Here is a 23,201-nt window from a genome sequence, read left to right as displayed (position 1 = left end):
ACGCGAGAGGTCAGACGAGGAGCAGGCCGGCGAGCGCCAGCAGGAGGGCCGGCGGCATCACCAGCAGGCCGAGCTTGAGGAAGCGCCTGAAGCCGACATCCTCGCCCTCGCGCCGGATCGCGGTGAGCCAGAGGATCGTGGCGAGCGAGCCGGTGACCGAAAGGTTCGGGCCGAGGTCGACGCCGATCAGGATCGCGGCGGCGATGGTCTTCGAGACCGCGGCGGCGTGGACCGCGGCCCCGGCGAGCAGCCCCGCCGGCAGGTTGTTGACGAGGTTCGAGCCCACCGCCACGACGACGCCCGAGCCCCAGGCGGTGCCCGCCGGGTCGGCCTGGGCGTAGGCCTTGAGCTGGTCGGCGATCATCTTGAGGACGCCGGACTTCTCCAGCGCCTCGACCAGGACGAACAGGCCGGCCACCAGCGGCAGCACGCTCCACGACACGTCCTTCACCACCGCGACGAGGCCGCCGCGCTTGATCGCGAGGACGACGAGGGTGGTGGCCAGCCCCGCGATGAAGGTCGGCAGGCCGAGCTCGATCCCGGCCGCCGACGACCCGATCAGCGCAACCGCGGTGGCGACGATGCCGGCACCGGCGACCTTGCCGCCGAGCCCGAGCGACGCGGCCTCGACGTCGGTGGCGATCTCCTGGCTCTTCAGGACGCCGTTCTGCGTGACGCGCAGGACGAGATAGGTGGTGACGATCGCCAGCACCGAGGGCAGGCCGAAGGTCTTGAGCCATTCCCCCAGCGGCGGCATGTGGTCGGCGAACACGACGAGGTTGGCCGGGTTCGAGATCGGCAGCACGAAGCTCGCCGCGTTGGCGATGAAGGCGCAGATGAACAGGTAGGGCAGCGGGTTCTCGACCTTCGCCGCCTTGGTGGCGGCGTAGACCGCCGGCGTCAGCACCACGGCGCAGGCGTCGTTCGACAGGAACACCGTCACCACCGTGCCGACGACGTAGACCAGCAGGAACAGCCGCGTGGCCGAGCCCTTGGCCATCCGCACCGCGATCGTCGCGAGCCAGTCGAACAGGCCCTCCTTCCGCGCGATTTCGGCGAGCAGCATCATGCCGACGAGGAACAGGTACACGTCCGTCCCCTTGGCGACGCCGTCGAGCGCATCGTGCCAGGGCAGCAGCCCGAGGACGACGAGGAGGACGGCCCCGAGCACCGCCCAGACCGCCTCCGGCCATCCGAACGGCCGCAGGATCACGCCGAGCGTCGCGGCGCCCGCGATCCCCCAGGTCGCGAGGTTGGGTGTCATGGCCAGTCCAGCGATCACGTCGATAGTCCCCCGGCGCCCCGCAGGGCGCATTGCGTCTCGAAAGCCTGGTGTCAGGCGCTCACCACTTGCGCCCGGCCCGGTTGGGCCCGAGCTGGTCGCCGCGCACGCCCTTCTCGGGCCACGCATCGACTCGCGGCACGTCGCTTCCGGGCTTCGTCGGGATCGAAAGCGCAAGGTCCGGGTCGTCGAAGACGGTGACCGGCTCGATCACGTCGGTGTCGACGAGATCCGGCCCGTGCCCCTTCCAGTCCGGATGGACGGCCTCGACTTGGATCTCGGAGGCCCCCTTCGGCCAGGGAAGCCATGCCTCGTAGACGCGCCCCGTCACGAGGGTCATCAGGTGCCATGCGCCGGTCCCGGCGCGGCAGTGGACGTATTTCGGCGGCACGTCGGACAGCACGACGGCGCGGACCTTGATCCGACCCCGCTTGATCCCCTTCATGCCGGTGTTCCGCTTGGACGTCGGCCGCGTCGCCACGCGCCGGTCGGCGGGGCTGGTGATCAGCACGAACGGCCACGGCCGGTCGAGGGGCTTGAAGCGCCAGCTCGTCACCGGCCCGTCGATCGCCGACACCGCGTAGCCGACCGAGCCGTCCTCGTTCTGCCCGACCGAGCGCGCCGCCGCGTAGAGCGTGCAGCCGTCATGCGCGAGTTCGTTGTAATGGGTGTGGCCCATCTCCACGAGGCGCACGCCCGCCTCCCAGAAGAGCCCTCCGACGTCGGCCCGGTCGTCGGGCTCGCGCAGGTCGTCGGGATAGGCGTGCATGAAGACCGCGACGGGGACCCCGTCCTCGGCCGCCCGCACCAGCGCCTCGCTGAGCCAAAGCGTTTGATGCGGCCCGAGCCGGAAATCGAGGCCGATCCCCTTCCGGCCGTAGCCCGGGCTGACGATGTCGACGAACAGGCAGCGGACGCCGCGGATGTCCTCGCACGCGCAGTAATGCGGAATCTCCGCCGTCGGCCATGTCTCGACCGGCGATCCCACCGGCGGTTGGTCGAGCGTCCAGTTGCGCGGCGGTTCCAGCCCGCGCGACGCCACGAGCCCGGCATGGAACGCCTGGAAGTCGTCCATCGCCCCCTGCTGGCGGTCGTGGTCGCCGGGGATCAGACGGACCGGCAGTTGCGGTTGCCGGGCGAGGGCGTCGGCGAGGATCGCGTATTCGCAGGCCCAGCCGTTCTCGGCGAGGTCGCCCGGCAGGTAGACGAAATCGAACAGGTGCCGCGGCGCGATCGCCGCGATCTGATCGAGGATCGCGCGGAAGTCGTCGGCGTTACGGGCGTCGGGCGTCGTGAGGTGAAGGTCGCCGACATGCAGGAACACGAGCGGTTCGGGAGTCGGCGTCCCGCTCGCGGCGTTCGGCGGGGGCTCGTGCGGCATGGGGGCGGTTTCGTCCACGGTCTGTCCGATCAGGCGGTCGCGGGCATCGCGGACGACATGCCGCCGTCCGAGCCGCCCCCGACCGCGGCCTCGTCCCGCGTCTCGGGCATCAGCGTCAGGTAGAGGACGAAGCCGAGACCGGCGGTCGCCGCCAGCGCCAGGAACGCGGCCGAGTAGCCCGCCGAGACGATGATCAGGCCGGCGAAAGTCGCGCTGAACGCGGCGCCGAGCCCCTGCGCGGTCGCCACCGCGCCCTGGGCCGCGTTGAAGCGTCCGCCGCCGCGGGTCAGGTCGGCCACCACCACCGGGAACAGCGCGCCGTAGACGCCGGCGCCGACCCCGTCGAGGAGCTGGACGCCGACGAGCCAGAACGGGTTGTCGGAGAGCGTGTAGAGCACGCCGCGGAGCGCCAGCACGCCGAAGGCCGCGAGGAAGATCGGCTTGCGGCCGATCGCGTCGGCCTTGGCGCCGACGAACATCGCCACCGGCACCATCACGCATTGCGCGGCGACGATGCAGATCGCGATTAACGAGGTCGCGTGGTCCTTGCCCGACAGGTGCGTGAGGAGCTGCCCGACCGAGGTCAGCATCGCAGCGTTCGACAGGTGGAACAGCGCGCACAGGCCGGCGAAGAGCAGCAGCGGCTTGTTCTTGAGCAAGGTGGCGAGGCCCGACGGCGCGTCGTCCTTGCCCGCCGCGTCCCGGGCCGCCTCCTGCTCCTTGGTCATGCCGCGGGCGAGGTCGTCGTCGATGGCGTCGGCCGGCACCAGCAGCATCGCGCCGACGGAGCAGACGGCGAGCCCCCCCATCAGCCAGAACACCACGACGGGTCCGAAGAAGTAGGCGAGCCCACCCGCGAGGGCGGCGGAGACGGCGTTGCCGGCATGGTTAAAGCCCTCGTTGCGGCCGATCCGCCGCGAGAACATCTTGGGGCCGACGATCCCGAGGGTGATGGCGGCGAGCGCGGGCGGAAAGATCGCCCCGGCGACGCCCGCCACCGACTGGGTCGCGGCGACGAGGTAGAAGTTGCCGATGAAGGGCAGCGCGAGGCAGCTCGCCGTCACCGCGAGCGCGGCGGCGATCACCACGGCGCGCTTGGCGTTGGTGCCGTCGATGAGCACGCCGGCCGGCGTCTGCGCGATCAGGCCGGCCACGCCGGCGATCGTCATGATCAGGCCGGTGGTCGCCTCGTTCCAGCCCTGGTCGGGCCCGCGCACGGCGATCAGGTAGATCGCGAGATACGGCCCCAGGCCGTCGCGCACGTCGGCGAGGAAGAAGTTGAGGGCGTCGAGCCCGCGCAGGGTCTTCGCCGTCGGCGCCGGGTCGGCCGTGCCGCCCCTCGCCCCCGCTTGTGTCGTGCTCACGCCGTCCCCCCTCGTCTGTCCTGCGGCCGGGCGGATCGCTCCGCTCGGCCGCGTGCTCAAGTCCTCGACCGCGGCGGTGTTCCGCCTCGGTCGACCGATCAGGCCGCCTCGGCCGAGGCGGACTTGGAGTCGGTCTTCAACTCGGTCTTCGCTTGGGTCTTGGGCTTCGGCTCGCGCACCGTGCCGTCGCGGTCGACGTGCAGGCGGACGGCGCGGCCGTCCTTCTCGGCCGGCACCTCGACGTGCTTGGGCTTGCGCTCCGGCTCGCCCGTGACGCGGTAGCCGGCGGCCTCGGCGGCGGCGATCGCGGCGGCGGGGTCGCCCTCCGAATCCGCGTGCTTGTCGGGCCAGGTCACCGCGTGCACCGTGCCGTCGGCGGTGGTGAGCCGCGCGACCTTGATCTCCGAGGGCTTCTTCTCGCCCTCGACGGTCACCGCGTCGCCGACGCGGAGCGCGACGCCCTCGGCGCCCTTCGGCCCGAGGTCGGCGAGGTGGCGTCCGTCGGCGCCCTCGATGGCGAAGCGGTGGCCGAAGACGCCCCAGACGATGCCGGCGGCTTTCATGGTGGTCATGTGTGTCTCGACGGGTTGGGGAACGTTGGGTTCAGCGCGGAGGCGGCGGAGCGTCCGGCGGAGGCGGTGGCGGCGGCCCAGGGTCGATCTCGGTCATCGCCCCGGCGGAGGCGCCGACGGCGTGCGCCTCCATCACCGTGCCGAGGGCGGTGCGCAGGAGGATTCCGCGGACGGTCAGGGATCGCCCGGCCTGGAGCTCGACGCTCCAGCGCTCGGCTTCCCGCGGCGGCATCCGCACCTGCGTGCCGTCCTCCAGCAGGACGCCGTTGATCTCGCCGCGCTTGCCGTGCAGCGCCATGCCGACGCGCCCGCTCACCGTCGTCTCGGCGCGGTCGCGCCGGGGCGGGCCGAGGTCGGCCACCGTCGCCCCGGTGGCGTCGTTGCGGATCAGGCTGCCATCCACCAGCGGCAATGCGCGGGCCTTGAGGCCGTGGATCGTGACGGCGTCCCCCGGGCGCACCGCGAAGACGAGCTGCGCGCTGAGATGGGGCGGCGCCTTCACCTCGGTGCCGTCGGTAAGGATCAGGCCGTCGACGTCGCCTCGCGGCGTCAGCGTGTACTGCCGCACTGTCCCGCGAGTCTGAGGCAAGCCGCTCGGATCGAACACCGACTGCGCCGTCGCACCGCCCGATGACGCGGCGAGCGCCAGGATCGCGGACGCGATGAGCGTTTGACCGTGTCGCACGAAGCCTCCCTGTCGCAATGACATCACGGGAGGGCCATGGCACCCTCCGTGCCACGGACAAAAAGCTTACGGATCAGACAGTTGCGCGTGCAACGGTCAAGCTCGACCGTCGGGATTCACGACGGTATCCGTCGGAATATCGGACAGGTCGGTCCCGTCCGGCGGTGCGCCGAGGCCGTAGCGCTCGATCTTGGCGTAGAGCAGCTGTCGCTGGATGCCGAGACGCCGGGCCGCCGCGGTGCGGTTGCCGCCGGCCGCCTCCAGGGCGGCTGCGATCATCGCGGCCTCCAGCCGCGCGACGGCGCCGGGCAGGTCTCCGGAGAGCCAGTCCACCGGCTCGGGCTTGCGGGAGGCGGCGGGCAGGTCGAGGTCCTGCGCGTCGATCGCGTCGCCGCGCACGAGCACGCCGGCGCGCTCGATCACGTTGCGCAGCTCGCGCACGTTGCCCGGCCAGGCATGGCCGAGCAGCCGCGCGGCGGCCGCCGCCGTCAGGCGCTTGCCCCCGAGCCCAGCGCCGGCCAGGAAGTGCTCGGCCAGCGGCAGGATGTCGGCGAGGCGCTCGCGCAGGGGCGGCAGCGCGATCGGCACGACGTTGAGGCGATAGTACAGGTCCTCGCGGAACGTGCCGGCGGCGACCATCCCCGGCAGGTCCCGGTGGGTGGCTGCCACCACGCGCACCGCGACGGCGACCGGGCGGCCGCCCACCGGCGCCACCACCTTGTCCTGGATCACCCGCAGGATCTTGGCCTGCATCTCGCGCGGCATGTCGCCGATCTCGTCGAGGAACAGCGTTCCCCCCTGCGCCTCCCGGAAGGCGCCGGGCCGGTCCGTCACCGCGCCGCTGAAGGCGCCGCGGACGTGGCCGAACAGCTCGCTCTCGAGGAGGTCGCGGGGGATCGCGGCGCAGTTGACCGGGACGAAGGCCCCGGTGCGCCGCCGGGCGTAGGTGTGGAGCGCGCGTGCCACCAGCTCCTTGCCGGTGCCGGTCTCGCCGCGGATCAGGATGGTCGCGTCGCTGTCGGCGGCCAGGCCGATCGTCTTCTGGACCCGCCGCATCCCGGCGCTCGACCCGACGAGGCCGTCGCCGGGGCCGGGCTCGACGGCAGAGCTCGACGGGATCGCCGGCCGTTCGAGCATCGCCGCCAGCACCGCCGCAAGGTCGGCCCGGCCGACGGGCTTCGTCAGGTGGTCGTGCGCGCCGAGGCGCATCGCCTCGATGGTGTTGCCGGCGTTGGCGTAGGCCGTGAGCACGGTGACCGGCGGGGGGCTGTCCTGCGCGCGGATGCGGGCGAGCACCGCCATGCCGTCGAGGTCGCCCGGCATGCGCAGGTCGAGGAGGATCGCGGCCACCCGCGGCTCGGCCGCCAGCCGCGACAGCGCCTCGCGGCCCGACGCCGCCACGAGGGGGCGATGGCCGAGGTCGGCGATGGTCTCGGCCAAGCTCTCGGCCAATGCCGCGTCGTCGTCGACGATCAGGATCAGCGCCATCTCACAGCCATGGCAGGTCGATCTCGAAGGTGGCGCCGACGGTCGATTCCATCAGCCGGACCTCGCCGTCGTGGGCGCGGGCGATCTCGCGCACGATGGCGAGGCCGAGGCCGGTGCCGTCGGGGCGCCCGGTGGCGAAGGGCTCGAACGGCTCGGCCCGGATCGCGGCGGGGACGCCCGGCCCGGTATCCGACACCGTCAGCAGCAGGCGCGCGCCGCCGCCCTCCCCGACCCGGGCGGCGGCGAGCCGGACGAGGCCGCCCTCGGGCACGTGCTGGAGCGCGTTGAGCACGAGGTTGTCGAGCGCCCGGGCGACCTGGCCGGCGTCGATCGAGACCCGGGCGCCGGGCGGCAGCCCGTCGGTCTCGACGGCGAGCCGCACGCTCTGCTCGCGGGCGAGGTCCTCGTGCAGGTGGGCGCTGGCCTCGACGAGGGCGGCGACGTCGGCGGGCGCCCGCACGGGGGGCCGCGTCTGCGTCAGCCCGAGCAGGTCGGCGAGCAGGCCGTCGATGCGCGCGACCTGCTGCAGCACGGTCTCGATGGCGCCGCGGGCGCGGGCCGGGTCGCCGCTCGCCAGGGCGTTCTCGGCCTTGAGGCGCATGGCCGACAGGGGGTTGCGGATCTCGTGGGCGACGCTTGCCGACAGGCGCCCGACCGCAGCGAGCTTTTCCGCCGCCACGGCGCGCCCTTGCGCCTCGCGCAGGCGTGCGCTCGCCGCGTTCAAGGCATCGACGAGGCGGTCGAGCTCCGGCTCGCCGGTGGGCGCGAGGTCGGGCAGGTCGCCGCGCTCGGAACGCGGCGCGGCGAGCTGGGCCTTCAGCCGGGCGATGTGGCCGGAAAAGCCGTAGAGGAAGCGGCCGAGGAACAGGGCCGAGCCGAGAACGGTGGCGGCGAGGAAGGCGAAGCCGGCGAGGAGCTGCCGGTAGGCCGGCCCGTGGTCGGTCTGGATCCGCGCCATGGTCCAGGCGGTCGCGCCGGCGATCGGGCCGCGCAGCGGGCAGGCCTGGAGCAGCAGCGCCTGCGTCCGGCTCGGGCGGCGGAGCGCGGCAGGCCGCTCGGTGCGCAGCGCGTCGGCGTTGATCTGCGCGATGCTCTCGCGCTCGGCCGAGGGCAGGTCGGTCTTGGGCCCGGTGCCCTCGTAGGTCGGGAAGGCGTAGGCGACCGAGCCCTCGGCGGCGGTCCAGACCCCGCCCTCGACGCCGGGCGACCGGGCGAGCGCCACGCTCACCGCGTCGGCGAGGTCGGCGCGAACGCTGGCGTCGACGATCCGCGTCGAGGCCATCGCGCCGGTGACGAAGGCGGTGCGGTCGACGATCTCGCGGCAGGCGCGGGCGACCGCGACCTCGGCCTGGCCGACCTGCACGTCGGCCGACTGACTGTAGAACGCGAACAGCAGGTAGCCCGTGGCCGCGGCGGAGGCGAGGAGCAGCAGCCAGAGCGCGAGCAGCCGCGCCCGCAGCGAGCGCGGGATCACCGGCCGCGCCATCGCCGGCCTTGCTCGAAGCGGATCTCGCGCACCGGGCGTCGTCGCCCCCCTCAACGGCCGGGCGCCACCGCCTCGGATGCTGCCGCTCGTCGCATGTTCCGGCCGGCCGACCAAGCGGACGGAACGCCTTGCGATGTTCGGTCCCCAGCGCGCCGCCCTCGCTTGACCGCCCCGGCGGTTTTCGACAGGGTCCGCGGCGCTGCAATCCGCGGTTCCGGCGAGGGCCGCCGCACTGGACGATCCGCAAAAGCTCCCGATGGCGTCAGGCGACGAGACGGCTCCCGAGACAGCTCCCGGGCCCTTCACGATCTGCCGCGAGGACGAGCCGGTGCCGGCAGCCCTGCGCGGCGCAGTCGCGGGGATCGGCAACTTCGACGGGGTCCACCGCGGGCATCGCGAACTGGTGGCCGCAGTGCGCGGAGCCGCCGCCGAGACCGGCGCGCCCTCGGCGATCCTCACCTTCGAGCCGCATCCGCGCGCCTACTTCGCCCCCGACAAGCCGATGTTCCGCCTCACCGGCGTCGCCGCCCGCGAGATCGTCTTCCGCCGGCTCGGCCTCGACGGGGTGATCGTGCGCCGGTTCGACGCCGGGCTCGCCGGCACCGGCGCGCGCGATTTCGTGGAGCGGCTGCTGCGCGACGACCTCGGCCTCACCGGCGTCGTCGTCGGGCACGACTTCCACTTCGGGCGCGGACGCGAGGGCACGCCGGCGATGCTCGCGGCACTCTGCGCCGAGATCGACCTGTCCTGCCGCGTCGTGACGCCGGTGGCGCTGGGCCGCGAGGCCGAGCCGGTCTCGTCGAGCGCGATCCGGCGTGCCCTGGCGGAGGGCGACGTGGCCCGTGCCAACGCACTGCTCGGCTACCGCTGGTTCGTGCTCGCCACCGTGCGGCACGGCGACAAGCGCGGGCGCACGCTGGGTTACCCGACAGCCAACCTCGCCCTCACCGAGTGCGCGCTCGCCCACGGCATCTACGCGGTGCGCGTGCGCTTGCCCGATGGCACGATGCGCGACGGCGTGGCGAGCTACGGCCGCCGCCCCACCTTCGACGACGGCGCGCCGCTCCTGGAAGTGAACCTGTTCGGCTTCTCGGGCGACCTCTACGGGCAGGAGATCGCGGTCGAACTCGTGGACTTCATCCGCGGCGAGGAGCGGTTCGCGAGCGCCGAGGCGCTGATCGCCCGGATGGACGTCGATTCGGCCGAGGCGCGCACGATGCTCGCCGCCGACCGGACGCCGTCGATGCTCGGCTGAGCCGCCCTCAGGGCGCGGCGGCCAAAGCCAGGGCCGCGTGCCGCAAATCCTTCGCGTCGTGGCCGCCGCTGACGGCGTAGGCCGAGTCGCCGGTGGTCCAGGCGAGCGTCGCGCCGTCGCCGGCATCCTCCACGTCGGTGGCGAGCCCGGCCGCCTGCACGAGGCCGGACGAGCGGCGCCGGGTCGCGAACAGCGAGACCTCGCCGAGGTCGCCGGCCGAGAACGCCACCTCGATCCCGGTGCCGCTGCGGGCGGGAAACACCTGCACGTCGCGCACGGTCCAGCCGTCCGGCAGGGCGGGGAGCGCGATGCCGGTGGCGGCCGAAAGCCGGTCGCGGTCGTAGGCCGGCGCGCCCTGCGCGCCGATGCGGGCGCGCAGCCGGGCCACCTCGCGCGCCTGCTGCGCGTCGGCGACGAGGGCCGGGTCGACCGGCGACGCGAAGGTGTCGGGCACGCCGAACTGGCCGACCTCGCTGTGCGCGAGCCAGCCGGCGCCGACGAGCACGGCGATCGCTGCCGCCCGCTTGAGACGCGACGCGAACGAGCTCCAGCGCAGCGACCGGTCGAGGCGGCGGGCGGCGAGGCGCAGCCGGTCGGGCCCCGGGCCCGGCGACGGGGCGAAGGATTCGCGCAGCGCGTCGCGGTCGTGCATCTCGGCCATCACCCGGGCGGCGACGTCGGGGTGGCCGGCGAGGTACGCCTCCACGTCGAGGCGGCGCATCACGTCGAGCTGCCCGTCGACGAAGGCGATGAGGTCGGTGTCTGCAATCGGGTCGGTCATCGCGCTCGTCCTGTCGTCTCGTTCGTCGTCCTCGACGCGGGGCGCCGCCCTGCCGCCCGTTCGTCTCGTCGCGGCGGGATTAGAAGTCCCCGACGGCGCGACGGAAGGAGGGGGCGTCGCCCGGCCCCTCGGTGCAGCCGTCGCGGGCGACGAGGCGCAGGCCCGGCCGCTCCGGCCCGCGCGCACGCGGCTCCTCGGCAGCATTTCCGGGAGCTTTCCGCGCCGTGCCCTCCCGCGCGCCGCCCTCGCCCTCCTCGAAGGCGCGCAACGCCGCCCGGCCTCGCCCGAGACGCGACATCAATGTGCCGATCGGGATGCCGAGAACCGCCGCCGCGTCGGCGTAGGCCATGCCTTCGAGGGTGACGAGGTGCAGGGCGGCGCGCTGCTCCTCGGGGAGCGTCAGGAAGGCGCGGCGGATCTGGGCGAGGCGGACTTGGCCCTCCTGGGCCGGCGGCGCCACCTCCTCGTGCATCTGCACCAGGACGTCGGCGTGGCGGGTCTCGACGCGCTTGCGGCGCTGGTCGTCGATGAAGACGTTGTGCAGCACCGTCATCATCCAGGTGCGCAGGTTGGTGTTCGGCCGGAGGCTGCCTTCCGCCTCCAGCGCGCGGACCAGCGTGTCGTGCACGAGGTCGTCGGCCCGCAGGGTGTCGCGGGTGAGCGAGCGCGCGTAGCGCCGTAGCGGCACCAGCAGGTCGACGATGTCGAGACGCTTGGTCTTGTCGGCGATCATGGAGCGTAAACGGACCCGCGCGCGGCTTTAATCCACCCGCGCAGCGAGAATCCCGTTTGAGACGATCCCGCGCGGAGCGCCTACTGATACGCCTTCTGCAGGTCGAGGGAGCAGTCGCGGCCGATCTTCTCGTAATGCTCGGCGAGCCAAGCCTGCGCGGCGCCGCGGCCCTTGTCGCGCAGGCGCTGGAACACGCGCCAGCGGGCGTCGAGCTTCGAGGCGGCGTTGTAGTCCTCCAGCGCGTCGGTGCCGTCGATGCGGTGGACCAGCACCCGCTGGTACTGGCCCTGGCCGAGCACGCCCTCCTCGATCAGCCCGTCGACGAAGTCGATCGCGCGCAGCTCGCGCATCAGGTTGGCGTTGAAGGTGATCTCGTTCAGCCGGTCCTGGATCTCCTTCTCGGTCCGCGGGGTCTCGCGACGCTCCACCGGGTTGATCTGCACCAGGACGATGTCGCGGGTCACCGCGCCGCGATGCAGCGGATAGAGCGGCGGGTTGCCGAGGTAGCCGCCGTCCCAATAGGGCACGCCGTCGATCTCCACCGCCTGGAACACGGTCGGCAGGCAGGCCGAGGCCATCAGGTGATCGACGGTGAGGCGCTCGCGCTCGAACACCGCGAGCTTGCCGGTCCAGACGTTGGTGGCCGAGACGAAGACGCCGGCGGTGTTCGACTCGCGCAGACGCTCGAAGTCGACCTGGGCGGCCAGCGCCTTGCGCAGCGGGTTGATGTTGAGCGGATTCGAGACGTAGGGGCTCGGCGTCAGCACCTTCGACCAGAACTCGATCACCGGGTTGCCCTTCAGGGCACCGAACATCCCGTGGAACAGGCTGCGCTGGCCGGGCGAGAAGTCGCCGTCGAGGCTGACCTCGCGCCAGAACCGCTCCAGGCCAGCGCGGGCGCCCTCGGGGCCGCCCGCGAGCCAGCCGTCGATCATCACGACGGCGTTCATCGCGCCGGCGCTCGCCCCCGTCACCGCCTCGAAGCCGAGGCGCCCGTCCTCGATCAGCGCGTCGAGGACGCCCCAGGTGAAGGCGCCGTGCGCGCCGCCGCCCTGAAGCGCGAGCGCCACGTTCTTCTCGGCCCGCGGCCCTGCGAGCACGTGGTGCGACGGGTGCGCGGAGGGGCTGTCGGCGATGCCGTCGGAGACCGGCTCGGGCACGGCGGTGGCCGGGTTGTCCGGCTCGGGACGATCGGTGGAGGAATTTGAGGTCAACGTCATCATCGCCTCGACATGGGTTGTTGCACTGCAATATCAACGCACGCACCGCAGCATTTTCCTACGGACGTGGCGGCGGCGCAAGCGCGGCGAACGCCCGACGGTTCCGCGAATCGGCCCTGCCGGAGGCGGGGCGATCGGCGGTGTCGGCATCGCAGGGGCACGCTCGGAATCCGACGGCGGAGCGCGCGATCCCGTTGGCGGGCAACGCCTTTCCGGGGCACGCGGAGAACGATCGGCCTGAGCTGTGGCGTGCGCGAACTCGACATCGCCGGGCGGATGCGACATGACACGCGCGGTGCAGACATGCAGGGCCGCGGGATTGACGCGGTCATGCGTCAATCGCAGCTAAACGATCGAGGGCGTAACGTGATCGCATGCTGCGCGCAGCCGCCGGCCGATCGCGTCCCGCGAAACACCAAGGCCTTGAACGAAGGTCCACGATGGAAGCCATGCAAGCCGCCAGCCTCGACCAGAACCCGCTCGCCGCGCAGGTCGCGGGCCTGACCGGACCGGAGATCGCCGGGCCGGCTCCGCGGCACCGCACCGTCGGCGTGCGCGTCGGCGAGGGCGAAGGCGCGGTGATCGTCGGCGGCGGGGCTCCGGTCGTCGTCCAGTCGATGACCAACACCGACACCGCCGACATCGACGCCACGGTGGCGCAGGTCGCCCAGCTGGCGCGGGCCGGCTCGGAGCTGGTCCGCATCACCGTCGACCGCGACGAAGCCGCGGCCGCCGTGCCGAAGGTGCGCGAGCGCCTCGACCGCATCGGCTGCCACGTGCCGCTGGTGGGCGACTTCCACTACATCGGCCACAAGCTCCTCTCCGACCATCCGGCCTGCGCCGAGGCGCTGGCGAAGTACCGGATCAACCCAGGCAACGTCGGCTTCAAGGAGAAGAAGGACGTCCAGTTCTCGACGATCATCGAGCAGGCGATCCGCTACGGGAAGACCGTGCGCATCGGCGCGAACTGGGGCTCGCTCGACGAAGCGCTGCTCACCCACCTGATGGACGAGAACGCGAGGCTTCCCCGGCCGATCGACGCCCGCGCGGTGATGCGCGAGGCGATGGTGCAGTCGGCGCTCTCCTCGGCGGAGCGCGCCGTGGAGCTGGGCCTGCCGAAGGATCGCATCATCCTCTCCGCCAAGGTCTCGGCGGTGCAGGACCTGATTGCGGTCTACCGCGAGGTCGCCCGCCGCTCGGATTACGCGATCCACCTCGGCCTCACCGAGGCCGGCATGGGCTCGAAGGGCTTGGTCGCGGCGTCGGCCGCCATCGGCGTGCTGCTGCAAGAGGGCATCGGCGACACGATCCGCTACTCGCTGACGCCGGAGCCCGGCGGCGACCGCACCGTCGAGGTGAAGGCCAGCCAGGAATTGCTGCAGACCATGGGCTTCCGCACCTTCGTGCCGATGGTCGCGGCCTGCCCCGGCTGCGGCCGCACCACCTCGACCACGTTCCAGGAACTCGCCCGCGACATCCAGAACTGGATCGTCACCTCGATGCCGGAGTGGAAGAAGACCTATCCGGGCGTCGAGGGCCTGAACGTCGCGGTGATGGGCTGCATCGTCAACGGCCCGGGCGAATCGAAGCACGCCGACATTGGCATCTCGCTGCCGGGCACCGGCGAGACCCCGACCGCGCCGGTCTTCATCGACGGCAAGAAGGCGATGACGCTCCGCGGCGCGACGCTGGCCAAAGACTTCGAGACGGTGGTGATCGACTACATCGAGCGCCGCTTCGGCCAGGGCGCGCGCAACGCCGCGGAGTAGGACGACCCGACTGTAAAGCGTAACGCGCGCTCTTCCCTCCCCCCCTCTGCGGGGGAGGGAAGGCCTCGCGTCAGCGAGGGTCGGGAGAAGGGAGCGACCTTTCCGGACAACGCGCTCCCCTCTCCAGACCCGCTGCGCGGGCCACCCTCCCCCGCAGAGGGGGGAAGGAAGAGCGGCTTGGGAACCGCCCTGTTCCCGCTCGGGCGCCGGCGTGATAGCAGGGCCTCGAAGGCCCCGTGAGCGGCGGGCCCCGCGACCGCGCGGGTTCATTTCACGCACACGGTCGCATCCTCCGGTGGGACCTTCGATGCGCCACACCGCGAAACGCCGCGCAGGCCTGAGCCTCGAACGCACCCGATGACACACCCTGCCACACCGAGCGGTCCTGCCGCTCAGCCCGGCGCCGTGCCGGACAAACCCGCGGCGACCGCGCCCGGGGCCGCGAGCCTGCCGGCCGGCACCCTCGATCCCGTCGAGGGGCAGAGCCAGGGCCATGCCGCCCCGGGCCTGTGGACGCTGACGGTCGGCTCGGTCGGCGTGGTCTACGGCGACATCGGCACCAGCCCGCTCTACGCCTTCCGCGAGGCGCTGGTGCCGGCCCGCTACGACAACATCCTGCTGCCCGAGGAGGTGCTCGGCACCGCCTCGCTGATCCTGTGGGCGCTGTTCCTGATCGTGACGGTGAAGTACGTCGCGATCCTGCTGCGCATGGACAACAACGGCGAGGGCGGCATCCTCTCGCTGATGGCGCTGGCGCGGAAGGCGCTCGGCGGATCGCGGATCGTGTTCGCCCTCGGCCTGCTCGGCGCGGCCCTGTTCTACGGCGACGCGGTGATCACCCCGGCGATCTCGGTGCTCTCGGCGGTGGAGGGTTTGAAGCTCGTCACGCCGGCCTTCGAGGGCTCGGTGCTGCCGATCACCGTGGCGATCATCCTGGCGCTGTTCCTCGTGCAGAGTCGCGGCACCAGCAAGGTCGCCGCCTTCTTCGGCCCGGTGATGGTGGTGTGGTTCGCGGCCCTGGCGCTGGCGGCCGTGCCGCACATCGTCGGAAACCTCGCGGTCTTCAAGGCGCTGAACCCGTGGTACGCCGTGCACTACCTGCTCGGCCACGGCACCGGCGCGCTCGTGGCGCTGGGCGCGGTGTTCCTGGCCGTCACCGGCGCGGAGGCGCTGTTCGCCGACCTCGGTCACTTCGGACGGCGTCCGATCCAGATCGCCTGGATCGGCCTGGTCTTCCCGTCGCTGGCGCTGAACTACCTCGGCCAGGCGGCCCTGGTGCTGGAGAAGCCCGACACCACCGACCCCTTCTTCCAGCTGTTTCCCGAATGGGCGCTGCTGCCGATGGTGATCCTCGCGACGCTGGCCACCGTCACCGCGAGCCAAGCGGTGATCACCGGGGCGTTCTCGCTGTCCCGGCAGGCGATCCAGCTCGGGCTGCTGCCGCGGCTTGAGATCCGCCACACCTCCGAGTCGCATTCGGGGCAGATCTTCCTGCCGCAGATCAACGTGCTGCTGATGGTCGGCGTCGTGGTGCTGGCGGTGGTGTTCCGCTCGTCCTCGGCCCTGGCCTCCGCCTACGGCATCGCGGTCACCGGCACGATGCTGCTCACCGCGAGCATGACCTTCCTCGTGGTCTGGCGGCTGTGGCGCTGGTCGCCGGTGGCAGCCGCCGCCCTGATGCTGCCGTTCATCGTCATCGAGTTCCTGTTCCTGCTCTCGAACCTGCTCAAGGTGCTGGAAGGCGGCTACGTGCCGCTGCTGCTGGCCGCAGGGCTGATCGTGCTGATGTGGACCTGGGTGCGGGGCGTCACGATCCTGTTCAACAAGACCCGCAAGACCGACGTGCCGATCCTCGAGCTCGTCGGCATGCTGGAGAAGAGCCCGCCGCACCACGTGCGCGGCACCGCGGTGTTCCTGACGAGCGACCCCGAGATCGCGCCGGCGGCGCTGCTGCACAACCTCAAGCACAACAAGGTGCTGCACGAGAAGAACGTCATCCTCACGGTCGAGACCGTCGACACCCCCCGCGCCAACGGGCCGGACCGGGTGCGGCTCGAGCCGATCGGGCCGGGCTTCTTCAAGGTCGTGATGAAGTTCGGCTACATGGAGACGCCGAACATCCCCAAGACCCTCGTGCTGTTGCGCAAGCAGGGCTTCAAGTTCGACATCATGGCGACGTCGTTCTTCCTGTCGCGCCGCTCGATCCGCCCCGCCGCCCATTCCGGGATGCCGCTGTGGCAGGACCGGATCTTCATCACCCTGGCCAAGAACGCCAACGACGCGACGGACTTCTTCCAGATCCCGACGGGCCGGGTCGTGGAGGTCGGGACGCAGGTCACGGTCTGAGGCTTGGTGCCATCCGAGGCTTGCCGGTCGGAGCGAGGCTTGCCGGTCGGAGCGAGGCTGCCGTCAAAGAAGGTCGGTCGGCACGCCCAGAGCCGCGCCGGCTTCCGCCAGGCGCTTGTCGAGCGTGGCGAGAACCAGGCCTTCGTCCATGACGATCGCGAGGTGCAAGGCATCGCCCGCTCGTAGGCCCAGCCGCGCCTGATCGGCGAATCGCGCTGCGGATCGAAACGTCGCCTCGGTCCCAGGCAACATTCGGAACGAGGCGGACGAAAGCTGTGCGAAAGCGGCAAGCGCCACGGATCGCCGCACTCCATCGATTGCGCCTGTTCGGACCTTGATCGAAAGCGCTGCCGAGAATTCCGTTACGACCCAAGCACTGATGGCAAGGTCGTCGGCCCTCTGGGCGGCGAGCCATTCTTGCATCCGTCCCGTGTTCGCTTCGGTAGTCAGCGCTGCAACCAGGACGGACGTATCGAGGTAGGGCATCAATAGCGCTCGTCGTCGCGCATCGCCCGAATGAAGTCTGCTGCACCTTCGTCTTGGAACGGCATCTGTGCCGTGACCGCTCTCAGGGCGTCGAGATCGACCTTCCGCTTCGGTTCCGACACGGCGCTCAGCCGCACGACTTCTCGTCCGCGGCGGGTGATGGTGACGGCTTCACCTGCGATGACCCTATCGACGAGGGCGCTGAGATGCGCCTTCGCTTCGGCAAGGCTGACCGTCGCCATAGAAACCTCCACCCATCTTCATGACCATTCAGATAGTCATTTAGTCCAAGAGCCGCATGGCGACAATCTTCCAGACGATCTCGAAGCCCGATTCCCATCGCGTGCGCCACCGCACACGGCATGCCCCCGGCGCCGGGCTCGCGTCGCGTGCGGTCGTTTGCCCGCGTTGCACCGCGGAGCGGGCATGCCGTAGATTGAATTCATTCTGAGAACGACGTGCGGACCCGGGGGGCGTCGCGGTTCGGCGGGCCTTGCATCCCACCCGAGCCGTCGAGCCCTCCCGACGCGATCCGCGTTCAGACAGGACCTTTGCGAATGATCAAACTGACGGTGAACGGAGCGCCACGCAGCTTCGACGGCGATCCCGACATGCCGCTGCTCTGGTACCTGCGCGACGAGCTCGGGCTGGTCGGCACCAAGTTCGGCTGCGGCCAGTCGCTGTGCGGCGCCTGCACGATCCACCTCGGCGGCACCGCCACCCGGTCCTGCACCACCCCGATCTCGGCCGCGGCCGACCAGGCGGTGACCACCATCGAAGGGCTCTCGCCCGACGGCAACCATCCGGTGCAGGTGGCTTGGCGCGACCTCAACGTGGCGCAGTGCGGCTACTGCCAGTGCGGCCAGATCATGCAGGCGGCCTCGCTGCTGAAGGACACGCCCAAGCCCACCGACGCGCAGATCGACGAGCAGATGAGCGGCAACATCTGCCGCTGCGGCACCTACCCGCGCATCCGCGCCGCGATCCACCAGGCCGCCGGCCAGGCGCCCGCCACCAAGGGAGAGCGCCTGTGATCCACGATGCCAAGATGATGGCCGAGCTTGCGGCCGAGACGCCGACCCGGACGCCGCTGATCGCCAACGTCAGCCGCCGCACCATCCTCGGTGGCCTGGGCGCCTTCGTGCTCGCGGTGAACCTGCGCGGCACGGCCAAGGCCGAGGCCGCCAAGGACGAGCCGCCGAAGTTCGGCGCCGACGGCATGCCGCGCGGCTGGCGCGACGACCCGAAGATCTTCGTGGCGATCGCCGCCGACGGCCGTGTGACCGTGACCAACCACCGCTCCGACATGGGCCAAGGCGTGCGCACCTCGGTGGCCTTCGTGGTCGCCGACGAGCTTGAGGCCGACTGGTCGAAGGTCGGCGTGGTCCAGGCCTGGGGCGACGAGGAGCGCTTCGGCAACCAGGACACCGACGGCTCGCGGAGCCTGCGCCACTTCTTCCAGCATTTCCGCCATGCGGGCGCCGCGGCCCGGCTCATGCTGATCCAGGCGGCCGCCAAGCAGTGGAACGTGCCGGCCTCCGAGGTCACGGCCGAGAACCACGTGCTGGCGCACGCCAAGTCGAAGCGTACGCTCGGCTACGGCGAGGTCGCGGCCGCCGCGGCGGAGCTGCCGGTGCCGGCCCGCGAGAGCGTGGTGCTGAAGGACCCCAAGGCCTTCCGCTACATCGGCAAGGGCCAGATCGGCATCATCGACAACCGTGACATCACCACCGGCAAGGCCGTCTACGGCCTCGACACGAAGCGCGAGGGCATGCTGTACGCCCTGGTCGCGCGCCCGGCCGTCTACGGCGGCAAGGTCGTCTCGTACGACGACACCGAGACCAAGAAGGTCCCCGGTGTCGTGAAGGTGTTCAAGATCGACGGCGGGGCGATCCCGTCCGAGTTCATGCCGCTCGGCGGCGTCGCCGTGGTGGCCAAGAACACCTGGGCGGCGATGAAGGGCCGCGAGGCCCTGAAGATCGTCTGGGACGACGGCCCGAACGCCAACTACGACACCGACGCGTTCCGCACCGAGCTCGAGAAGGCGTCGCGTGCACCCGGCAAGGTCGTGCGCAACCAGGGCGACGTCGACGGGGCGATGGCCAAGGCCAAGACGAAGCTCACGGCCGACTACTTCGTGCCCCACCTCGTCCAGGCTCCGATGGAGCCGCCGGCCGCCGTGGTGCAGGTGAAGGACGGCGCGTGCGAGGCCTGGGCCTGCACGCAGGGTCCGCAGGCCGCCCACGACCGGCTGGTCAAGGCGCTCGGCCTGCCCGCCGACAAGGTGCGGGTGAACGTGACGCTGCTGGGCGGCGGTTTCGGCCGCAAGTCCAAGCCCGACTACGTGGTCGAGGCTGCGCTCTGCTCGCGCGAGGTCGGAGGCGCGCCGGTGAAGCTCACCTGGACCCGCGAGGACGACATCCACCACGGCTACTACCACACCATCTCGGCCGAGCACCTCGAGGCGGGCCTCGACGACAAGGGCATGCCGGTGGCCTGGCTCCATCGCTCGGCGGCGCCGACGATCGGCTCGATCTTCGCGCCCGACCCGAAGCACGAGCTGCCGTTCGAACTTGGGATGGGCCTGGTCAACACCCCGTTCGCGGTGCCGAACATCCGGCTGGAGAACCCGGAGGCGGCCGCCCACGTCCGGATCGGCTGGTTCCGCTCGGTCTCGAACATCCCGCACGCCTTCGCGATCCAGTCGTTCGTGGCGGAGCTGGCGCACGCTGCGGGACGCGACGCGAAGGACTACCTGCTCGATCTGATCGGGCCGGCGCGCAAGATCGATCCGACGACGATCGGCGACGTGTGGAATCACGGCGAGGACCCCAAGCTCTACCCGATCGACACCGGGCGCCTGCGCCGGGTGATCGAGACCGCCGCCGGCGGTGCCGGCTGGGGCCGCAAGCTGGAGAAGGGCCGGGGCCTCGGGCTCGCGGGTCACTACAGCTTCGTCACCCACACCGCGGTCGCGGCCGAGGTCGAGGTCGACCCGAAGGGCGGCGTGAAGGTGGTGGCCGTCGACATCGCGATCGATTGCGGGCCTCAGGTCAACCCGGAGCGCATCCGCTCGCAGATGGAAGGCGCCGTGGTGATGGGGATGGGCCTCGCGCTCACCTCCGAGATCACCTTCAAGAACGGCCGGGCGCAACAGAACAACTTCGACGGCTACGAGATCATTCGGATCGACGCCGCCCCGAAGGTGATCCGCGTGCACCTCGTCAACTCGGGCACCTGGGACGGCCCGCTCGGCGGCGTCGGCGAGCCCGGCGTTCCGCCGGTGGCGCCGGCCATCGCCAACGCGGTGTTCGCCGCCACCGGGCGCCGCGTGCGCCAGCTACCGATCCGCGACCAGCTCAGCGCCTGAGCCGGCGGACCCGCGCCGCCCGACGGCGCGGTGACGGATTGGACGACCGAGGGGCCCCTCTTCAACCGGAAGAGCGGGCCCTTCGGCGTTCTTGCGACGGCGCGTCGCCTGCGAAGCGCGTTTTCAAGGCGTCATCTGTCGTAAGGGCCGCCATTCAGGGGAGCCTTGCCGGCGGATGCCGCGTTTCCGTCGGCAAGCCGTTCGGCTCCCCCGTTCGGCTCGAAGACACCGGAGATTCCATTCGATGACGCGTCTCGCGTACCTCGCCGCCCTGCTCGCGGCGCCCGCCCTGATCGCATCCGCCTCGGCCTCGCCCTGTTCCGAGCGGATCGACGGCCTCGACAAGCGGGTGAAGGCGGAGGCGACGGCCGCGATCTCGGCTTCGACCAGCGGCCAGGGTGCCGCCGCCAAGCGCGGCGGCGAGGGCGTGACCGGCACGGAGGGGACCGCCCCCGGCCAGTCGCCGCAGGCCCCCCCGGAGAAGTCGGCCGAGGCCGGCAAGGGCGCCGACGCCGCCCAGCAGGCCAAGGTCGCCCTCGACGAGGCCCGCACCGCCGACGCCAAGGGCGACGCCAAGGCCTGCGACGCCGCGGTGACGCGCGCCGAGGGCCAGCTCAAGTCGGCTCCGTAGGCCTATCGCGTTCACGAACGCCGGACGCTGCACCGACAAAGGTCAGTTGATCGACGGGACAACCGCAGATGGATCCGGCTCAAGTTGCGGGTATGGCACGGGTCCTCGCTCCCCGCACGCGGGGAGAGGTCCGGCTGCACCAAGTCGTGCAGCTGGGGAGCGGAGGCGAAGCCGAAGCGACGGTGAGGGGGCGCGTACGGATGTGGTTCCTCCGTGGCAGCCCCCTCACCTTCGGCTGCCGCCTCGCTTTGCCGACGACGAGGTCGGCAAAGCCCTCTCCCCGCAGGCGGGGCGAGGGGATGCGCGCACATCGAACTTCCACAAGCAGGGATGTGTGAGTCCTATGCCTCATACGGGAGAAAGGGCGGGTGGCGCGCAGCCTGTGTGCGACTGTACGTAAGAATCGGGGCGCTGCACGAAGATTATACCAGACCCTGATGAGCCCGACTCATCGAGGTCTGGCCCCCGCGACTGCGGGGCGGCGGCAATCCGCCGGACCTCATGGGTCCTGACCCATGAGACTTAGTATTAGAGCCTGCGAGCGCGCAGGGAGCACCGAGCGTGGTGCATGGCCGGGGGGCGGAGAGCGCGTCCTCGCCCCGCGGGGGCGTCGTCAGGCGATCGCGTCGAAGGTGATGCGGGCGGCGGTGGCGCCGAGGGCGTGCGCGTTGCCGTTGAGGCCGGCGCAGAGGTCGTCGATCTCGGCGACGTCGAGGGCGTCGCCGGTCTCGGCGGCGATCGCGTCGATGAGATGGTCCTGCCGGGGATCGAACGGGTGACCCTGCATCCGGTAGAACTGGTAGTAGCGCAGGGCCGCCAGGACCGTGTCGCGCTCGCGGGCCGTGACCGTGAAGTTCTGCATGGGCTGTTGGCTCCCGTGTGGCTTCATCGAACGCCGGTGCGCGCCGCGGCGACCGCACCAAGCTTGTCCATTGTACGCACGGCGTCGTGAGCGTCCATGTCTTGACAGAGCGATCCGGCGTGATTCGCCAAAGAAAGTCCGATTGCGCGCAAGCTGGACTTGAGTTTCCGAAAGCAATTCGCGTGGTTTTTCAGTGCGCTGCTGAATCGCCCGGCGTTATTCTGCCTAGTTTTCTGGCCCGATGCATCGGATCACGAGACGAGGGCGGCGAAGTAGGCCGGCACCGTCTCGCTCGCCGGGCCGTAGCGGGCCTCGTCGAACGCGTCCGCGTTGTCGGACGGCTCGGCGTTGAGCTCGCAGGTCGGGATGCCCTGCGCTCGCGCGTGCCGCACATAGCGGGCCGCCGGGTAGACGGCGCCCGAGGTGCCGATCGCGACGAACAGGTCGGCGGTCGAGAGCGCCGCCTGGATCGCGTCGAGGTGGTGGGGCATCTCGCCGAACCAGACCACGTCGGGCCGCGACGTGCCGACGGCGCCGCAGCGCGGGCAGGCGTCGGCGACGTGGAGGTCGCCGGGGCAGGCGAACGTGCCGCCGCAGGCCGTGCAGCGTCCCTTCAGGAGTTCGCCGTGCATGTGCACGACGGCGCGCGAACCCGCCCGCTCGTGCAGGTCGTCGATGTTCTGGGTGCACAGGAACAGCCGCCCGCCGCGCTCGGCCAGAGCCGCCTCGGCCCGGGCCAGCGCGACGTGGGCCGGGTTCGGCGCGGCCGCGATCACCCCGCGCCGGCGCAGGTTGTAGAAGTCGAGGACGGTGTCGGGGTCGGCCGCGAAGGCCTCGGGCGTCGCGAGCCGCATCGGATCGAACCGCGCCCACATCCCGCCGCGGTCCCGGAACGTGCCGAGCCCGCTCTCGGCCGACACCCCGGCTCCGGTGAGGACGAAGACGTTCTTCGGAGGCTTTCGTTCGAACATGGGCGCGAGATTACACCCGTCCGACCCGAACCTCACCTCGGAACCTCAGCGCTGGAGCGCGGCGGGCCGGCGGCGCGCGGCGAGGCTCGGCGGAGGCCACCCGGCGGCACCGCCTTCAGGGCGATGCCGTCCCGGCGGACAAGCCGGGCTATAACGCGCCGATGCGCTTCCTCGGCCGCCTCCTCCTCGGCTTCCTCGCCCTGCTCCTCGCGATCCCGGCCGGCGCCGCGATCCTGCTCGGCGCCCTCGTGCTCGATCCGGTGGCCGGCGTCTGGCTGACGCAAGGAGCGCTGGCCGGGCTTCATGCCGGCCTGTCGGACCTCGCCGCCGGCCTGCCGCCGGAGGGCGTCGCGCTCGTCGTCGCGGGGCTGGCGAAGGCGTCCTTCATGCTGCTGGCGGTGCCGCCCTCCCTCGTCGCGCTCGTCGGCGAGACCCTGCGGTGGCGCGGCCTCCTCTGGTACGGCGCCGGCTGCGGCCTCGTCACCGCCGCCTTGCCCTGGCTCGTGCGCGGGGCCGTGC

Annotated in this window: 21 protein-coding genes; 7 read left to right on the top strand and 14 right to left on the bottom strand. The window is 71.5% G+C overall.

Features of this window, described 5'->3' with window-relative positions:
• Window positions 1-10: 10 nt before the first annotated feature.
• From FV229_RS12095 to FV229_RS12065, 7 genes are all read right to left on the bottom strand, one after another.
• Window positions 11-1,264, bottom strand: coding sequence for an arsenic transporter (locus tag FV229_RS12095; protein ID WP_147752214.1), 1,254 nt, complete (start codon window positions 1,262-1,264; stop codon window positions 11-13).
• A 79-nt stretch (window positions 1,265-1,343) separates the two neighbouring features.
• The gene (locus FV229_RS12090; protein ID WP_147752213.1) at window positions 1,344-2,663 is read right to left on the bottom strand and encodes a metallophosphoesterase; all 1,320 of its coding nucleotides are present in this window, start codon (window positions 2,661-2,663) and stop codon (window positions 1,344-1,346) included.
• A gap of 29 nt (window positions 2,664-2,692) precedes the next feature.
• Entirely contained in the window at window positions 2,693-4,027 is a 1,335-nt protein-coding gene (locus FV229_RS12085; RefSeq protein ID WP_147752212.1) for an MFS transporter, read from the bottom strand.
• 98 nt (window positions 4,028-4,125) lie between these two features.
• Window positions 4,126-4,599: a hypothetical protein gene (locus tag FV229_RS12080; protein WP_187275129.1), complete on the bottom strand. Its 474-nt coding sequence runs from the start codon at window positions 4,597-4,599 to the stop codon at window positions 4,126-4,128.
• Between the two features lie 31 nt (window positions 4,600-4,630).
• A complete protein-coding gene (locus tag FV229_RS12075) occupies window positions 4,631-5,284 on the bottom strand; it encodes a hypothetical protein (RefSeq protein ID WP_147752211.1) in 654 nt (217 codons plus the stop codon).
• 96 nt (window positions 5,285-5,380) lie between these two features.
• Complete coding sequence (locus FV229_RS12070) at window positions 5,381-6,772, bottom strand: sigma-54 dependent transcriptional regulator (protein ID WP_147752210.1); 1,392 nt, start codon at window positions 6,770-6,772, stop codon at window positions 5,381-5,383.
• Window position 6,773: 1 nt separating this feature from the next.
• The gene (locus FV229_RS12065; RefSeq protein WP_246688159.1) at window positions 6,774-8,258 is read right to left on the bottom strand and encodes an ATP-binding protein; all 1,485 of its coding nucleotides are present in this window, start codon (window positions 8,256-8,258) and stop codon (window positions 6,774-6,776) included.
• A gap of 256 nt (window positions 8,259-8,514) precedes the next feature.
• Here FV229_RS12065 and FV229_RS12060 point away from each other — a divergent pair, with 256 nt between their 5' ends.
• Window positions 8,515-9,513, top strand: coding sequence for a bifunctional riboflavin kinase/FAD synthetase (locus FV229_RS12060; RefSeq protein WP_147752209.1), 999 nt, complete (start codon window positions 8,515-8,517; stop codon window positions 9,511-9,513).
• A gap of 7 nt (window positions 9,514-9,520) precedes the next feature.
• Here the strand turns inward: FV229_RS12060 and FV229_RS12055 are convergent, their stop codons facing one another.
• The 3 genes from FV229_RS12055 to FV229_RS12045 form a co-directional block, all read right to left on the bottom strand.
• Window positions 9,521-10,294 carry an anti-sigma factor gene (locus FV229_RS12055; RefSeq protein WP_147752208.1) on the bottom strand — a complete coding sequence of 258 codons (774 nt, stop codon included), beginning with the start codon at window positions 10,292-10,294 and terminating at the stop codon, window positions 9,521-9,523.
• Between the two features lie 79 nt (window positions 10,295-10,373).
• Window positions 10,374-11,027, bottom strand: coding sequence for a sigma-70 family RNA polymerase sigma factor (locus FV229_RS12050; protein WP_147752207.1), 654 nt, complete (start codon window positions 11,025-11,027; stop codon window positions 10,374-10,376).
• Window positions 11,028-11,107: 80 nt separating this feature from the next.
• Window positions 11,108-12,247, bottom strand: coding sequence for a patatin-like phospholipase family protein (locus FV229_RS12045; protein ID WP_147752221.1), 1,140 nt, complete (start codon window positions 12,245-12,247; stop codon window positions 11,108-11,110).
• Window positions 12,248-12,696: 449 nt separating this feature from the next.
• On the opposite strand from FV229_RS12045, the gene ispG reads away from it, so the two are divergent.
• Together ispG and FV229_RS12035 are read left to right on the top strand one after the other, a co-directional pair.
• Window positions 12,697-14,016, top strand: a complete 1,320-nt coding sequence (ispG, locus tag FV229_RS12040; RefSeq protein WP_147752206.1) for a flavodoxin-dependent (E)-4-hydroxy-3-methylbut-2-enyl-diphosphate synthase — start codon at window positions 12,697-12,699, stop codon at window positions 14,014-14,016.
• Window positions 14,017-14,373: 357 nt separating this feature from the next.
• On the top strand, window positions 14,374-16,362 hold the full coding sequence (locus tag FV229_RS12035; RefSeq protein WP_147752205.1) for a potassium transporter Kup: 1,989 nt from the start codon (window positions 14,374-14,376) through the stop codon (window positions 16,360-16,362).
• Between the two features lie 63 nt (window positions 16,363-16,425).
• Here FV229_RS12035 and FV229_RS12030 read toward each other — a convergent pair whose 3' ends face one another.
• On the bottom strand, window positions 16,426-16,848 hold the full coding sequence (locus tag FV229_RS12030; RefSeq protein ID WP_187275128.1) for a type II toxin-antitoxin system VapC family toxin: 423 nt from the start codon (window positions 16,846-16,848) through the stop codon (window positions 16,426-16,428).
• Entirely contained in the window at window positions 16,848-17,090 is a 243-nt protein-coding gene (locus FV229_RS12025) for a type II toxin-antitoxin system prevent-host-death family antitoxin (protein ID WP_147752203.1), read from the bottom strand. The genes FV229_RS12030 and FV229_RS12025 overlap by 1 nt, the downstream gene beginning before the upstream one ends.
• Before the next feature lie 315 nt (window positions 17,091-17,405).
• Between FV229_RS12025 and FV229_RS12020 the strand changes: the two genes are divergently transcribed.
• The 3 genes from FV229_RS12020 (at window position 17,406) to FV229_RS12010 (ending at window position 20,849) form a co-directional block, all read left to right on the top strand.
• Complete coding sequence (locus FV229_RS12020; protein WP_147752202.1) at window positions 17,406-17,882, top strand: (2Fe-2S)-binding protein; 477 nt, start codon at window positions 17,406-17,408, stop codon at window positions 17,880-17,882.
• Window positions 17,879-20,218, top strand: a complete 2,340-nt coding sequence (locus tag FV229_RS12015) for a xanthine dehydrogenase family protein molybdopterin-binding subunit (RefSeq protein WP_147752201.1) — start codon at window positions 17,879-17,881, stop codon at window positions 20,216-20,218. Before FV229_RS12020 ends, FV229_RS12015 begins: the two co-directional genes overlap by 4 nt.
• Window positions 20,219-20,462: 244 nt before the next feature.
• Window positions 20,463-20,849 (top strand): hypothetical protein, encoded by a 387-nt coding sequence (locus FV229_RS12010; protein ID WP_147752200.1) that lies wholly within the window; start codon window positions 20,463-20,465, stop codon window positions 20,847-20,849.
• Window positions 20,850-21,462: 613 nt separating this feature from the next.
• On the opposite strand, the gene FV229_RS12000 is transcribed toward FV229_RS12010, so the two are convergent.
• A complete protein-coding gene (locus FV229_RS12000; RefSeq protein WP_147752198.1) occupies window positions 21,463-21,711 on the bottom strand; it encodes a hypothetical protein in 249 nt (82 codons plus the stop codon).
• Between the two features lie 251 nt (window positions 21,712-21,962).
• Window positions 21,963-22,682 (bottom strand): NAD-dependent deacylase, encoded by a 720-nt coding sequence (locus FV229_RS11995; protein ID WP_147752197.1) that lies wholly within the window; start codon window positions 22,680-22,682, stop codon window positions 21,963-21,965.
• Window positions 22,683-22,843: 161 nt separating this feature from the next.
• Between FV229_RS11995 and FV229_RS11990 the strand changes: the two genes are divergently transcribed.
• Window positions 22,844-23,201: hypothetical protein (locus FV229_RS11990; protein WP_147752196.1), on the top strand; the 358-nt coding region annotated here is incomplete at its 3' end.

It is taken from the genome of Methylobacterium sp. WL120, assembly GCF_008039465.1.
Lineage (GTDB): Bacteria > Pseudomonadota > Alphaproteobacteria > Rhizobiales > Beijerinckiaceae > Methylobacterium > Methylobacterium cerastii.
This window is presented reverse-complemented; position numbering and strand designations above follow the sequence as displayed.